General features: G+C 62.3%; 16 protein-coding genes. 8 read left to right on the plus strand and 8 right to left on the minus strand.

Going from position 1 to position 12,630, the window contains the following annotated elements; genetic code table 11:
- Positions 1-74: 74 nt before the first annotated feature.
- From bcsA to K5607_RS03815, 7 genes are all read right to left on the minus strand, one after another.
- Positions 75-2,636 carry a UDP-forming cellulose synthase catalytic subunit gene (bcsA, locus tag K5607_RS03785; RefSeq protein ID WP_221048246.1) on the minus strand — a complete coding sequence of 854 codons (2,562 nt, stop codon included), beginning with the start codon at positions 2,634-2,636 and terminating at the stop codon, positions 75-77.
- A 146-nt stretch (positions 2,637-2,782) separates the two neighbouring features.
- Complete coding sequence (locus K5607_RS03790) at positions 2,783-3,610, minus strand: adenylate/guanylate cyclase domain-containing protein (RefSeq protein WP_221048247.1); 828 nt, start codon at positions 3,608-3,610, stop codon at positions 2,783-2,785.
- 164 nt (positions 3,611-3,774) lie between these two features.
- A complete protein-coding gene (locus K5607_RS03795; protein WP_221048248.1) occupies positions 3,775-4,866 on the minus strand; it encodes an efflux RND transporter periplasmic adaptor subunit in 1,092 nt (363 codons plus the stop codon).
- An 80-nt stretch (positions 4,867-4,946) separates the two neighbouring features.
- The gene (locus K5607_RS03800) at positions 4,947-6,398 is read right to left on the minus strand and encodes a cbb3-type cytochrome c oxidase subunit I (protein ID WP_054774033.1); all 1,452 of its coding nucleotides are present in this window, start codon (positions 6,396-6,398) and stop codon (positions 4,947-4,949) included.
- Positions 6,399-6,400: 2 nt separating this feature from the next.
- The gene (locus K5607_RS03805) at positions 6,401-6,997 is read right to left on the minus strand and encodes a cytochrome c (RefSeq protein ID WP_221048249.1); all 597 of its coding nucleotides are present in this window, start codon (positions 6,995-6,997) and stop codon (positions 6,401-6,403) included.
- Positions 6,994-7,335, minus strand: a complete 342-nt coding sequence (locus K5607_RS03810) for a hypothetical protein (protein ID WP_054774037.1) — start codon at positions 7,333-7,335, stop codon at positions 6,994-6,996. The genes K5607_RS03805 and K5607_RS03810 overlap by 4 nt, the downstream gene beginning before the upstream one ends.
- Before the next feature lie 5 nt (positions 7,336-7,340).
- A complete protein-coding gene (locus K5607_RS03815) occupies positions 7,341-7,916 on the minus strand; it encodes a hemerythrin domain-containing protein (protein WP_054774034.1) in 576 nt (191 codons plus the stop codon).
- Between the two features lie 200 nt (positions 7,917-8,116).
- Between K5607_RS03815 and gcvH the strand changes: the two genes are divergently transcribed.
- From gcvH to K5607_RS03855, 8 genes are all read left to right on the plus strand, one after another.
- Positions 8,117-8,497, plus strand: coding sequence for a glycine cleavage system protein GcvH (gcvH, locus tag K5607_RS03820; protein WP_054774038.1), 381 nt, complete (start codon positions 8,117-8,119; stop codon positions 8,495-8,497).
- Between the two features lie 43 nt (positions 8,498-8,540).
- Entirely contained in the window at positions 8,541-9,473 is a 933-nt protein-coding gene (locus K5607_RS03825; protein ID WP_054774035.1) for a carbohydrate kinase family protein, read from the plus strand.
- 33 nt (positions 9,474-9,506) lie between these two features.
- Complete coding sequence (locus K5607_RS03830) at positions 9,507-9,710, plus strand: type II toxin-antitoxin system HicB family antitoxin (RefSeq protein WP_221048250.1); 204 nt, start codon at positions 9,507-9,509, stop codon at positions 9,708-9,710.
- Entirely contained in the window at positions 9,707-9,913 is a 207-nt protein-coding gene (locus tag K5607_RS03835; RefSeq protein ID WP_054774036.1) for a type II toxin-antitoxin system HicA family toxin, read from the plus strand. The genes K5607_RS03830 and K5607_RS03835 overlap by 4 nt, the downstream gene beginning before the upstream one ends.
- Positions 9,914-9,917: 4 nt before the next feature.
- On the plus strand, positions 9,918-10,709 hold the full coding sequence (gene mazG / locus K5607_RS03840; protein WP_221048251.1) for a nucleoside triphosphate pyrophosphohydrolase: 792 nt from the start codon (positions 9,918-9,920) through the stop codon (positions 10,707-10,709).
- 67 nt (positions 10,710-10,776) lie between these two features.
- Positions 10,777-11,448 carry a deoxyribonuclease V gene (gene nfi, locus K5607_RS03845; RefSeq protein ID WP_246598946.1) on the plus strand — a complete coding sequence of 224 codons (672 nt, stop codon included), beginning with the start codon at positions 10,777-10,779 and terminating at the stop codon, positions 11,446-11,448.
- Positions 11,449-11,507: 59 nt separating this feature from the next.
- Entirely contained in the window at positions 11,508-11,948 is a 441-nt protein-coding gene (locus tag K5607_RS03850; protein WP_221048252.1) for a GlcG/HbpS family heme-binding protein, read from the plus strand.
- A gap of 157 nt (positions 11,949-12,105) precedes the next feature.
- Positions 12,106-12,300, plus strand: a complete 195-nt coding sequence (locus K5607_RS03855; RefSeq protein WP_217995025.1) for a hypothetical protein — start codon at positions 12,106-12,108, stop codon at positions 12,298-12,300.
- Positions 12,301-12,356: 56 nt separating this feature from the next.
- Here the strand turns inward: K5607_RS03855 and K5607_RS03860 are convergent, their stop codons facing one another.
- Positions 12,357-12,629 (minus strand): hypothetical protein, encoded by a 273-nt coding sequence (locus K5607_RS03860; protein ID WP_221048253.1) that lies wholly within the window; start codon positions 12,627-12,629, stop codon positions 12,357-12,359.
- Between the last annotated feature and the right edge of the window lies 1 nt (position 12,630).

Genomic DNA, 12,630 nt, shown 5'->3' on the forward strand with positions numbered 1-12,630 from the left:
CATATCCGTTTCCGGACAGGTTTCAATGGGGTTTTGTTAATGGGGAGCGGAAGCCGTTAATACGCTATCGACGGTTAGTTGCTGCCGTAAACCAAACGGGCGATTTCGGTGAGTCGCAGTTCTTTTTCCACGAATCGTGCGCCCACTATGGCGAAATCGCCTTGTCTGGAATAGCGCAGGATCTCGATGGGCAGCACCGACTTTTTGCCGTATCGATCCGTTAATTCGATGGCGATGGTGTCCCCTCTGCCGATGTGGGGCGTCCACGGCACTTTGACGCCGAGGCCGGAAGGAGAAAGGTCGGTCAGCTCCGCGGTCAGGGTGATGCCGCGAATTTCGTCCACGACCAGGTTGACCTTGCCCTGAGCCCAGGCGCGATAGTGCCGGCGTCCCTGGTTTTTTCTCCAGAATGCGCCGATTGCGGCCAGGGCGAGAGTGACGTTGGAGAGGAGCCAGTAGAAGAACTGCAGCAACTGCTTCATCCAGCGGATGAGGGCGTCGATAAAGCCGCGGAAACCGAACTTGGCGCCGGTCATGCCCATGCGCACGAAGTGCAGGGCGATTTTGAGGGAGGAGGGCGGCTTTTCGTGCATTTGCCAGAAATCCTCCCAGCGCTGGCTGTCGCCGTAAACCAGTTGCACCAACTCGGCGAAGCGCTCCTCTTCTTCCAGGAACGAGACCCCCAGCAAGGCGGTGTTGCCTTGCTTGAAATAGCGCAGGATCTTTGTCGGGAGGACGAAGCGCTTGCCCAGGCTGTTGGTGACTTCGACGGTGATGCACTCGCCTTTGGCGAGGCGGTCGCTCCAGGGCAGCTTGGCGCCCAGTCCCGACAGGGACAGATCGGTCAATTCGGCGGAGAGCTCTATGCCGCGGGTTTCGTCGATAAGTTTGATCGTTCCCCTGGCCCAGGCCCGGTAATGGCGGCGAATTTGGCGCTTTTCCCAAAAGGCCCCCAGGGAGGCCAGGGCGATGGAGAGGTTGAGCAGCAGCCAGAATAGGCAGACCGTCAAGGCGTCGCGAAACGCGGGATATTCGAACCACTTGAAGACGAATACCGGCAAGGCGGCCAGCATGATGCCGAACATGACGTAGAACGGCCCGGCCATGGGGCTGAGGAAGTCTTCGTCCATGGTCTGCCCCTTGGGGGTGACGAGGAAAGTGGGGCGTCTTGGCGCGTTGACCACCCCGGCGATGGCCGGCACCAGGAAAATGGCCTGGACGCTTTCGTAGAGTTCCGAGTAGAGGGGCCAGCGAAAACGGCCGAACAGGTAGTCGCTGGCGATAAAACTGGCGACGAGGTTGGGCGCTGCGTAGGCCAGCACTTGGTCGGACGAGGCGTTGTAGACCTGGAGTCCGAACAAGATGAACATGGTGGGCGCGACGAAGAATATGAAGCGGGAAAAGCCGAAAAACCAAAAGAAATAAACGCTGGTGTAGCAAATCTTTTGCGGCAGGCTGAGCCCGCGGTTTTTGACCGGATTCTTCAGGAAACAGATTTGCAGCATGCCTTGGCACCAGCGGCTGCGTTGCACGATGAAGTCGCCGAATGTGTCCGGCGACAAGCCGCAGACCATGGGCCGGTCGATGAAGGCGCTGTTGTAGCCTTTGCTGTGCAGCGTCAGGGCGGTCTCGGCGTCTTCGGTAATGGTTTCGCCGCACACGCCGCCCACTTCCTCCAAAGCGCTGCGCTTCAGGAGGGCGGCGGAGCCGCAGAAAAAGCTGGCGTTCCAGAGGTCCATGGCCGGGTGGGCGCCCCGGTAGAACATTTCGTTTTCGCTGGGCGCCCGGCCGAAGCTGCCGAGGTTGCGTTCGATGGGGTCGGGGTTGACGAAGAAGTGCGGGGTTTGCACCAGGAACAGGTTGGGGTCTTTGAGGAACAGCCCGACGGTGTTGCGCAGGATGTCCACGGTGGGGACGTGGTCGCAATCGAGGATCAGGATCAGCTCGCTGTTCGTATGGCGCATCGCCGAGTTGATGTTGCCGGCCTTGGCGTGCTCGTTGCGCGCCCGCGTCAGGTAGCCGATGCCGAGGCTGTCGGCCAGGGCGTTCAGGTTGCGGAATCGTTGCCAGGCGGCGGCCCCGTGCACCAAGTGGGAACGGCGTTGTTCGGTGCCGCCGTCGTCAAGGATGTAGATTTTCAGCTTGTCCTTGGGATAGTCGATCTGTGTGGCGGCGGTGGCCGTGACGCGGACGATGTCTTCCGGTTCGTTATAGGTCGGTATGAATATATCGATGCTGGGATACAGCGATTCGTCCGGCGGCAGCGGCGCGATGGGGCGGTTGAGGGGCCACAGGTTGACGAACATGTTGAGCAGGGACACGCCGCCCACCTGCAGTTCCGCCACATACACCAACGCCATTCCGGCGAAATCCAGGGGGCCGAGGAAAAACAGCGTATCGGTGGTGCGCCAGCTCATGTAGCGCAAATAGACGAACAGCGTGAGGCTGAGGAAGATGATGCGCCCCAGCGGGGTTTTCATGCTCTTGATGGCGTTGAGCAGCATCATGACGCCGATCAAGCCCCAGCCTAGCAAGAGTTGCTCGTCCAGGGACAGCCGAACCTGGCCGAGGTAGACGAAACCGATGGTGAGAACGCCCAGCGAAAGCGCGAGGAGGATGGAAGATACCGCGGGCATTCCCCGAAGGCTTTGGCTTAAGGCTGTCACTGCTTTTGGTTCCCTGGGAGGGATGGTGGGTTACGTCCTTATACTAGTGAGAAGGATTAGCGCTTACCTATTGTTTATTTTTATTGGTTATTGTCTTCGATATCTGATTGCGGGCTTTAAGCCTTATTGTGCACGGAGCGTTTTTCGGACTTCATGTCGCCCGAAGCCATCCATTGGGTGGCCGCCATGATGGCGAAAACGGCGGCGAGCATGACGCCCAAAGCGATGAACAGCCGCATGTTGCTCTTTTTTTGCTGGGCGGCCGGCGCGCCGGACGACGGTAGGGTGGCTGTCGGGTTTTGGCGGTCTTCTTCGATTTCCTTGGGATCCCAAAAAATCTTGAAAACCTTGAATTCGTCGGATTTGCCTTTCAGTCTCGCCATGCGGACGAAGCGGCAATAGATTTCCGTGCGGTCCTCCAGCGCGTTGTAGGTGTCCTCCGACACCGCGATGCCTCCCGCCGGCGCCTGGGATTCGAAGCGGGCCGCCACGTTTACCACGTCGCCGTAAATGTCGTTTTTTTCCACGATGCCGATGCCGGTGTGGATGCCGATGGTGACTTCGATGGGAATTTGCGGCTTGCCCAGGTTGTATTCGGCCAAGGCTTTCTGGAATGCCACGGCGGTGCGGGCCGCTTCCTGGGCGGTGTTGAAGTACGACATGGTGCCGTCGCCCATGGTTTTCACCACAACGCCGCCGTTCTTCTCCACGATGGGGAAGAAAATGTCGTTATGGCGCTTCATCAAATCCCGGGCCGCCAAATCGCCGACTTTTTCCGTAATGGCCGTGGAGCCTTTCAGGTCGGTGAACATCACCGAGATGGCGCGCTTGAACTTCTCCTCGAAAGCGGCTTCCAGGCGTTGGCGCTCGGCCAGCAGCTTCTCGATGTCGTCGTCCGCGCCCAGCGGGGTGGATTCTGTGGCCTCGGTTTCGGCTTGTGACATGGCGTATTCTCTCCGGCCGCTTCTTGGTTATGTTCGGTTATGACTATGCGGTCCACAACCGCTAAATCTATCAGACTCTATGGGGGCATCCAAGCTTTCTTAGTGCTGTTTGTGCTGAAGTGCCGGTTATATCATAAGAACACATTATGACGCTGGCTCCCCACTCAATCGTCGTCCTCCGCGGGAATTTGCCCGCGGAATTCCTCGGATAACAGCAGTTGCGCGCCGTTTATCACCAGTCTGTCGCCGGGGGCGACGCCGGTTCCGACGAACCAGCGCGCGCCGTGATCGGTATAGGCGGGGATCAGGCGGCGTTCGAAGCGGTCGTCGTCGATTTGCAGGTAGACCCAGGGTTTGCCGGAGCGCCACAACACCGCTTCCACCGGAAACTCGACGCCGGCCACGGCGTCCGCTTCCGTGGGCACCCAGGCATCCAGCCGCATGCCGGTGCGCAAGGCGTCGGCGGGGGCGACGGCGAACCAGGTTTCGCCTTGGGTGATGTCGCCGGTGCGGGGCGCGGCGGATACCAGGCGGCCTTCTACGGTGTGGCGCTTGTCGCCTTGGCGGGCCAAGCGGATTTGCTCCGTGCCGGCCGGCATCGTGCGCTCCGGCGGCAGGGCCAGCTCCACCAGCACGTCCTGGCGCAGCAGCAGTCGTTCCAAGGTCGGGTGGGACGGGCTGAACGCCCAGCCGGCCAGGGTCGCTCCCCATTGCTGCAAAGCCTCGGTGCGCAGGATGGCCAGTTGCTGTTCGGCGGCGGCGGCGCGGGCGGCGTCGCCGGCTTGTTGGGCTTGGGCTTGTTGCAGGCTGCGGGCCGAGGCGGCGTCTTCCTTATGCAGTTTGGCGGTGCGTTCCAGGGCTTTTTGCGAGGCTCCCAGCGTGGTGCGCGACACGGTGCGTTCGGCCTGCAAGGCGCGCAAGCGGGTGGCGAGGTTCAGCAGGGGCTGGATGTCGGCCACGCGGGCATAGGCGGAGAACTCCGGCCGTTGGCGGGTTTCCGTCAGCACCTGCACGGCGATGCCGGCGGCGCGTTGCTGTTCCGGGCTGAGGCGCACATGGCCGGCGGATGGGGCGGCGGCCGTCGCGTTGGTGGCCGTTGGGGAATGCGGGTGGTCCGCGGCGGCCGCCGGGGTGGGAGAAGCCGGCCGGGCCGAGGTGCGGGGGCGGTCGTCGTCATCGTCGTCGTTTTGGCCGAATGACGGCGGCGGTACGAGCGCGATGAGCGCGAGAAGGATGCGGAGCGGGGCTAGTGTCATGTCGGTCCAGGCGCGGCGGCGCGGCGCCCGGCGCCGCACCGTGACGGTTGCACGGTGCGGCCATTATAGCGGCTAGCCGCTCAAGCGGCGTCGGCTTCCGGGCTCAGCTCCGGCGCGGAGCGGCTTTCGCCCTTGCCGATGGTGAGCAAGTCCCATAGCAGCAACACCAGGCCGCCGGCGGTTACCACGCCCAGCGCCAAGCGCCAGACCATGGCTTGCTGGAACCAGGGATGGTTTTGCGCGGCGAAATAGCCGCCCCAGGTGGAGCCCTCCACGGCGCGTTCCACGAAGGACTGTTCGTAGCCGGCAATGAGCAGGGCCACGGTCATGCCCAGCACCCCGAAGTTCAGCAGGGCCATGGACCATTTCCACTTCCAGCCGTTGCCGGCCAGTCCGCCGCCCATCCATACGTTGCCGCGCAGTTTTTGCGCCGCCATGTAGAACACGGCGATGTTGAGGGTGGCGTAGGCGCCGAAGAACGCCAGGTGGCCGTGGGAGGCGGACCATTGCGTGCCGTGGGTGTACAGGTTGATCTGCGGCAGGGTGTGCATGAAGCCCCATACGCCGGCGCCGAGGAAGTTGCCGAAAGCGTGGGCGATGACCCAGCCCAGGGCCGGGTGGTTGCCGGACTTGAACTTGTGCACCCCGGCGTCGTAGACGGCGTGCACCACCATGGCCACCAGGGGCACCGGCTCCAGGGCGGAGAAGAAGCCGCCGATGGTCAGCCAGTATTCCGGCGTGCCGATCCAGAAGTAGTGGTGGCCCAGGCCGAGGATGCCGGAACCGAACATCATGGCCACTTCGATGTACAGCCAGGTCTGCACGATCTGGCGACGCACGCCCAGCAGCTTCATCAGGCTCCAGGCCATGATGCAGCCCACCAGCACTTCCCAGGTGGCTTCCACCCACAGGTGGATCACCCACCACCACCAGTACTGGTCCACGGTGATGTTGGTGACGTAGAACATGCCGGCGAGGTAGAGGCCGGCCAGCGCCACCAGGTCCAGGGTCAACACGCCGGCGATGCCCGACCAGCGGCCTTTGCTGAAAGTGCCGGCGACGTTGTAGAAGAATACCAGCATCACAACGACGATCCCGATGTCGGCCCAGCGCGGCGCTTCGATGTACTCGCGGCCTTCGTTGATGAGCCAGATGGTGGTGTCGTTGCCGGCGCCCGATTGCACCAGCAGGTAGACCAGCACCACCACCGTCACCGCCGCCGTCAGCACCCAGAAGGCGATGCGGCCCAGTTGCAGACCGACCACGGCAATGCCGCTTTCTTCTTCCAGCAGCCAGTAAATGGCGCCGATGAAACCGTACAGCAGCCATACCACCATGGCGTTGATGTGCACCATGCGGTTGACGTTGAAATCCAGCACGCCGAACAGGAAGTCCGGTTTGACGAACTGGATGCCCGCCAGCAGGCCGAAGAGGATTTGCGCGGCGAACAGGATCAGCGCTACGGCGAAGTAGTGCAGCGCCAGCTTCTGGCCGCCGTTGAGGGCGGCGGTATCGATTGCTCCGTTAGCCATGCTTATTGCTCCGCCGTGATGGTTTTGAAGTTATGGGGGAAGCCGTTGGTGTCGATGGAGGACATCCATTTGAGGAAGGCGATGACTCCGCGCGCCTCGGCTTCCGTCAAGTGCTGGTTGGGCATGCGCCGGGTGCTGCCGTAGCCGACATGGTTTTTCTCCGGGTCGAGCAAAAAGGCCAGCATGCGTTTTTCCCGCTCGGTTTCGCTGATCCAGGCGGGGTCGAGCCAGCTTTTGGTGAGGTCCGGGGCGTAATAGGCGCCGTTGCCGAGTATGGTATGGCAATTGATGCAGTTCTTGCCCTGCACGGTCTTTTTGCCCAGGGAGACCTGTTGTTCCGCCGTCGCTTCGTCCAGCGCCTTGCCGAACAGGGGCTGCTCGCCGCCGATCACCGGTTTGTAGCGTTGGGCGGCCTGGTCGTAGCGGTAATCGATTTGCTTGTTGACGACGCTGTAGGCCGGTACCCGGCTGCCGCCGGCGGCGGTTTTCGCCATGGAATCGAAGGTCAGGACCACCAGCAGCACGAATGACAAGGCGGTGACCCACACGGCCACCTTCTTCCATAGCGCTTCCGTAGCCCAAGGGGGCGTGTTGTTCATGGGGATTCTCCTTCTTCTTCTGGGTTGGACTGGGTAACGTGTTCCAGGGCGTGGGTGCCGACGCACAATCGCCAGACGGCGAGTGGGGCCAGCAAGTAGCCGCCCAGCATCAGGGCCGCCAGCCAGAGCCAATGGCCTTGCAGGTGCAGCGCCTTGGACAGGGCCGCCGTCGCGGCCGCCAGCACGGCGTAGCTGAGTGCCGCCCCGATCCGGAAGCGGCGATCGCTTTTGATTTCGCCCCAGGCATACAGCAGCGCATAGCCGGCGCCGGCCAATATGACCATGGCGGCGGAGAAAAACGCGGTGAAAAAATCGGGCAGTGCGGCGGGTTCCAGCAAAAGGGTCACCCTGGCGTCGGGGTGGGCGCGGTGGCCCCCAGTTGGGCGGACAGCGCGGCGATTATGGATTGGTAGCGGGCGAAACCGTTGTCGTCATCCGCGTTCCTGTCCTGCTGCGCGAAAGCCGCTTCCAATGTTTGCCGGTCTTCGTTCGTCAGCACCGTTTGCGCCATGGGAAACAGGCAGTCGTTTTCCTTGGCGATGTGGTTGCGCAGCAGGTTGCCGTAGGCGTTGGCGACGCGGGTGAATTGCTGGCGTCCGTCGCCGGGCACGGCCAACTCCGGCAGCAGGCCTTCCATGATACGGACCATGGTGCGGCCTTGTTCGTGTTCGTGCAGCATGACGCCGATGGGGCCGCCGACCCGGGCGATGCCGCGCTGTTCCAACAGCGGGAACAGCGTTTCTTCCTCCTTCGCGTGATGGCGCCGGTCGGCGAAATCGCGAAAGAAAGCCAATAAAGCCGCGATGTTTTCACGCTCCACGGCGTGGTCTTGCTCCAGGCCGGCGGCGATGCCGGCGAGCAAATCCAACGCCTGTTGGATGAGGGCGTGTTCCCGCTCCAGGGTGGTTACGGCTGACATGGCTGTCCTTATCGTTGGATCTCGATTTCCACGGACGGCGCGTGCCGATGCCGCCGGCCGGTTGCATGAACATATAACTGGTATGCAGCTTAACTTTAGAACGCGATGTCGGCATCCGTCAAATGCGGGCGGAGAGGGGGCTGGCTTGTGATAATATTCCGGCCATTATCAACGTGCTATTCAACGCCATGGGGGTTTGTATGAGCCTGTTACCGGAACATCTGAAATACGCCAAAACCCATGAGTGGGCCTTGTTGGAAGGTTCCGCGGTCAAGGTGGGCATTACCGATTTCGCCCAGGAGCAATTGGGCGACGTGGTTTTCCTGGAGCTGCCCGCGCTGGGCCGCAAGGTCAAGCAGGGCGAGGAATGCGCCACCATCGAATCGGTCAAATCCGCTTCCGGCCTGAATAGCCCGGTTTCGGGCGAAATCGTTGCGGTGAATAGCGAGGCCGCCGCCTCCCCGGAAAAAATCAACGAAGACCCTTACGGCTGCTGGCTGTTCCAGGTTAAGGCGGACGATATCGCCGAACTGGACAATCTGCTGGACGCCGCCGCCTATCGGACCGAGTCCGAAGGCTGAACCCGATTCTTAAAACTGTAAATTTAAAGGCACACAGACTCTCATGAGCGCGCTCATCTGCGGTTCCATGGCGTACGACACCATCATGGTGTTCCAGGATCAATTCAAGAACCACATCCTGCCGGACAAGGTCCACATCCTCAACGTGTCCTTCCTGGTGCCGGAGCTGCGCCGCGAATACGGCGGTTGTGCCGGCAACATCGCCTACAACCTCAAGCTGCTGGGCCAAGAGCCACTGACCATGGCCACCGTCGGCAAGGACTTCGACAGCTATGCGAAGTGGATGGATCAGTGCGGCATCAGCCGGGAATACATCCGCGTGGTGGCCGACAGCTACACCGCCCAGGCCTACATCACCACCGACATGGACGACAACCAGATCACCGCCTTCCACCCCGGCTCCATGTCGTTCTCCCACGAGAACCACATCCCCAAGGACGGCGGCGTGCGCGTCGGCATCGTCGCCCCGGACGGCAAGGACGGCATGACGCAGCACTGCCGCGAATTCCGCGAAGCCGGTATTCCCTTTATCTTCGACCCCGGCCAGGGCATGCCCATGTTCAACGGCGAAGAGCTGCTGCAATGCGTGGAACTGGCGACCTGGGTATCCCTCAACGACTACGAGGCCCAGCTGATGCAGGAACGCACCGGCCTGAGCCTGGAACAGCTGGCCGAGCGGGTGGACGCGCTGATCGTCACCCGCGGCGGCGAAGGCTCCGACATTTACGCCGACGGCGAATGCCACCACATCCCCGTGGCCCAGGCCAAGCAGGTGCTGGACCCCACCGGCTGCGGTGACGCCTACCGCGCCGGCTTGCTCTACGGCCTGCTGGAAGAGCTGGACTGGAAAACCACCGGCCGCATCGCCTCGCTGCTGGGCGCCATCAAAATCGAACACCACGGCACGCAGAACCACTCTTTCACCATGGAAGCCTTCAAGGCCAGGTTCCAGGAACACTTCGGCTACCACTTCTGATCCGGAAGCCGTTTCACGGCGGGGAGCGAAGGCATGAAATTGAAAGTCGTCATCCATACCGCCGAGGAAGGCGGCTATTGGGCGGAAGTTCCCGCCATCCCCGGCTGCGCCACGCAAGGCGAAACGTTCGAGGATCTGCTGCAAAACCTCTACCAGGCGGTGGATGCCTGCATGTCCGTCGATGTGGATGCGGCGGCTTTGTCCGAGCACGACCACATCATGGAGATCGCCGTTTGAAATCCGTTTCCGGCCGCCGCTTCGCTCAATTGCTGGAGCGGCGCGGCTGGGTTCTCGTGCGCGTCAACGGCAGCCATCACGTCTACATGAAAGCCGGAATGACGGTGCGCATTTCGGTGCCGATCCACGGCGGACAAGATTTGAAAATCGGACTGCTCAAGCATTTCATGAACCTGGCCGGCATTCAGGAAAGCGAATTATAGTGCCATGGATCACACCCGCCGCCTGCTGGAAATCATGGCCCGTTTGCGCGACCCGCAAACGGGCTGCCTCTGGGACTTGAAGCAGGATTTTCGTAGCCTGCTGCCCTACACCCTGGAAGAAGCCTTCGAAGTGGCCGACGCCATCGAGCGCGGCGACACCGACGACCTGCGCGACGAGCTGGGCGACCTGTTGTTCCAGGTGGTATTCCAGTCCCGCGTGGCCGAGGAGCAAGGCCTGTTCGATTTCGAACAGGTGGCGCAAGGCATCGCCGACAAGCTCACCCGCCGCCATCCCCACGTGTTCGGCGACGTCGTATTTGATGACGAAGCCGCCTTCAAGCGTGCCTGGGAGCAGGCCAAGCTGGACGAGCGCCACGCCAAAGCCGGCAAGGCCGCCGCCAGCGTGCTGGACGGCATCGGCGCCGCCCTGCCGGCCCTGGTGCGGGCGGAAAAACTGCAAAGACGCGCCGCCCGCTTCGGTTTCGACTGGCCGGAAGCGGAGCCGGTCTTCGCCAAAGTGCACGAGGAGTTGGACGAACTGCGCGAGGCCCACGCCGAGGGCGATCAGGCCCACATCGAAGAGGAAGTCGGCGACCTGCTGTTCGTCGTCGTCAACCTGGCCCGCCACCTGGGCGTTTCCCCGGAAGCCGCCCTGCGCGCCGCCAACGCCAAATTCTCCCGCCGCTTCCAGCACATCGAGCAATGCCTGGCCGAACAGGGCAAGGCGCTGGAGGGCACGCCGCTGGAAGAACTGGACGCCCTGTGGGACCAGGCCAAGGCGCGGGAGCGTTCTTAGTCCCGCCCCGACGGTTTCGTTTCAGCGGGAGGGAGCGAGAATACGCCGCGAACAGAGCTATTGACCCGTGCCGCCGATCCTTCTGCATCATCCCCATCCCTGGAACGTAACGCCAGCCGAAGCTATCGCCATCCAGCAGGCGTTACGCGGCCATGTGCTGGCCGAGGACCAGCTGCCGCCCGATATTTCCACCGTAGCCGGCGTGGACGTGGGGTTCGAGGACGGCGGCAAAATTACCCGCGCCGCCGTGGCGGTGCTGGATTATCCGGGGTTGGCTTTGATCGACCAGGCCATCGCTCGGTTGCCGACGGCCTTTCCCTACGTGCCGGGGCTGTTGTCCTTCCGCGAAATTCCCGCCGTGCTGGCGGCGCTGGAACAACTGGATACCTTGCCCGATTTGATCCTGTGCGACGGCCAGGGTTATGCCCATCCGCGCCGTTTCGGCATCGCTTGCCATTTGGGGGTGTTGACCGGCATCGCCACCATCGGTGTGGGCAAGAGCCGGCTGGTGGGGCGTCACGGTGAGTTGGCGGCGGAGAAGGGCGCTTGGGTGCCGCTGGAGGACAAGGGCGAAATCATCGGCGCGGTGCTGCGTTCCCGCGCCGGGGTGAGTCCTCTCTATGTTTCGATCGGTCACCGCGTCGGCTTGTCCACGGCTTTGGACTGGGTGCTGCGTTGCACCGGCCGTTACCGCTTACCGGAAACCACCCGCCACGCCCACCGCTTGGCTTCCGGTTGACGTGACGGCCCGACGCCGTATAAGTTGCGCGGCACAATACCTACAACCTGGATCGCACCATGGAACAACTTACGCTCGCTTCCGCCAACACCATCGTCAACAGCGCTTTGTCTTACGCGCGGCAACTGGATCTGGCGCCCTTGGCGGTGGTGGTGGATGCGGCGGGTTGCCCGGTCGCCATGCAGCGGGAAGACGGCTCCACCCTGCTGCGCCCGCAAATCGCCCAGGCCAAGGCTTGGGGAGCGGTGGCCATGGGCATGCCGTCCCGCGCCCTGGGCGTTATCGCCGCCGAGCGGCCGGCTTTCATGAATTCCCTGGTGGCCTTGGCCGACGGCAAGATGGCGCCCGTGCCCGGCGGGGTATTGATCCGCGCTCATGGCGGGCGTTTGCTGGGGGCGGTGGGGGTTAGCGGCGACCTGTCCGATCGGGACGAAGCCTGCGCCATCGCCGGCATTCACGCCGCCGGTTTGCTGGCCGATCCGTCGGCGGCGGCGATTTAGCCAAAAAAAAGGCCTGCCGGGAGGCAGGCCGTCAAGATGAGTCAGGGAGGAGGAAAGCTCCCGTTGACCAGTTGCCGAGGAAGAAATAACCCGCCGTCCCTGGCAAGCGAAGCTGTTTAAGCCGTCGTGCGCGCTAAACAGAGGAGGAGGAAAGCGTGTGTCTGGCTTGCTTGTAATGCGCCCGGCAGTAGGCGACGGTGCCGCCAACGGTGCCGATCATTACGCTGGCCAGTACAAGTTCCAAAATCGTCATGGAGGAGGTGTCCGCATCGTTTGTTGCAATCTTGGATTCTATGATATAGGCGTTGCGGATATTTACAATCCGCTTATCGGTGTTGTCACTATTTCTTAAATGGAGACAATTCGCGCGGGCGGCGAACGCGGGGAGCGGCCCGGGGCGCCAGCGGGTTAGTTGGGGGGCGTTTCGCCGCGTTCCATTTTTTCGAGAGCCGCGTCGATTGCCTTGGCGCGCGCTTCGGCTTCTTCGCGGGCGCGTTTTTCCACCCCTTTGACGAAATCGGCTTTGGCTTGCGCGATGGGTTCGTCCACCAGGGCGGAGCGCAGTTCGCTGCCCAGTTCCCGGGTGATGTCCACCGTGTTTTGCAGTTTGGCGAGGGTCTTGGGGCGTGTTCCCTGCCATGCGCAGACGAGGACGAAAATAACGAGAGCGATCCTTCTCATT

Origin of the sequence: Methylogaea oryzae (assembly GCF_019669985.1) — a bacterium.
GTDB lineage: Bacteria > Pseudomonadota > Gammaproteobacteria > Methylococcales > Methylococcaceae > Methylogaea > Methylogaea oryzae.

Bases quoted from the DNA above. Each gene is read 5' to 3' on its own strand.
- bcsA (WP_221048246.1), bottom strand. From the start codon at position 2,636: ATGCCCGCGGTATCTTCCATCCTCCTCGCGCTTTCGCTGGGCGTTCTC.
- K5607_RS03790 (WP_221048247.1), bottom strand. From the start codon at position 3,610: ATGTCACAAGCCGAAACCGAGGCCACAGAATCCACCCCGCTGGGCGCG.
- K5607_RS03795 (WP_221048248.1), bottom strand. From the start codon at position 4,866: ATGACACTAGCCCCGCTCCGCATCCTTCTCGCGCTCATCGCGCTCGTA.
- K5607_RS03800 (WP_054774033.1), bottom strand. From the start codon at position 6,398: ATGGCTAACGGAGCAATCGATACCGCCGCCCTCAACGGCGGCCAGAAG.
- K5607_RS03805 (WP_221048249.1), bottom strand. From the start codon at position 6,997: ATGAACAACACGCCCCCTTGGGCTACGGAAGCGCTATGGAAGAAGGTG.
- K5607_RS03815 (WP_054774034.1), bottom strand. From the start codon at position 7,916: ATGTCAGCCGTAACCACCCTGGAGCGGGAACACGCCCTCATCCAACAG.
- gcvH (WP_054774038.1), top strand. From the start codon at position 8,117: ATGAGCCTGTTACCGGAACATCTGAAATACGCCAAAACCCATGAGTGG.
- K5607_RS03825 (WP_054774035.1), top strand. From the start codon at position 8,541: ATGAGCGCGCTCATCTGCGGTTCCATGGCGTACGACACCATCATGGTG.
- K5607_RS03830 (WP_221048250.1), top strand. From the start codon at position 9,507: ATGAAATTGAAAGTCGTCATCCATACCGCCGAGGAAGGCGGCTATTGG.
- mazG (WP_221048251.1), top strand. From the start codon at position 9,918: ATGGATCACACCCGCCGCCTGCTGGAAATCATGGCCCGTTTGCGCGAC.
- K5607_RS03850 (WP_221048252.1), top strand. From the start codon at position 11,508: ATGGAACAACTTACGCTCGCTTCCGCCAACACCATCGTCAACAGCGCT.
- K5607_RS03860 (WP_221048253.1), bottom strand. From the start codon at position 12,629: ATGAGAAGGATCGCTCTCGTTATTTTCGTCCTCGTCTGCGCATGGCAG.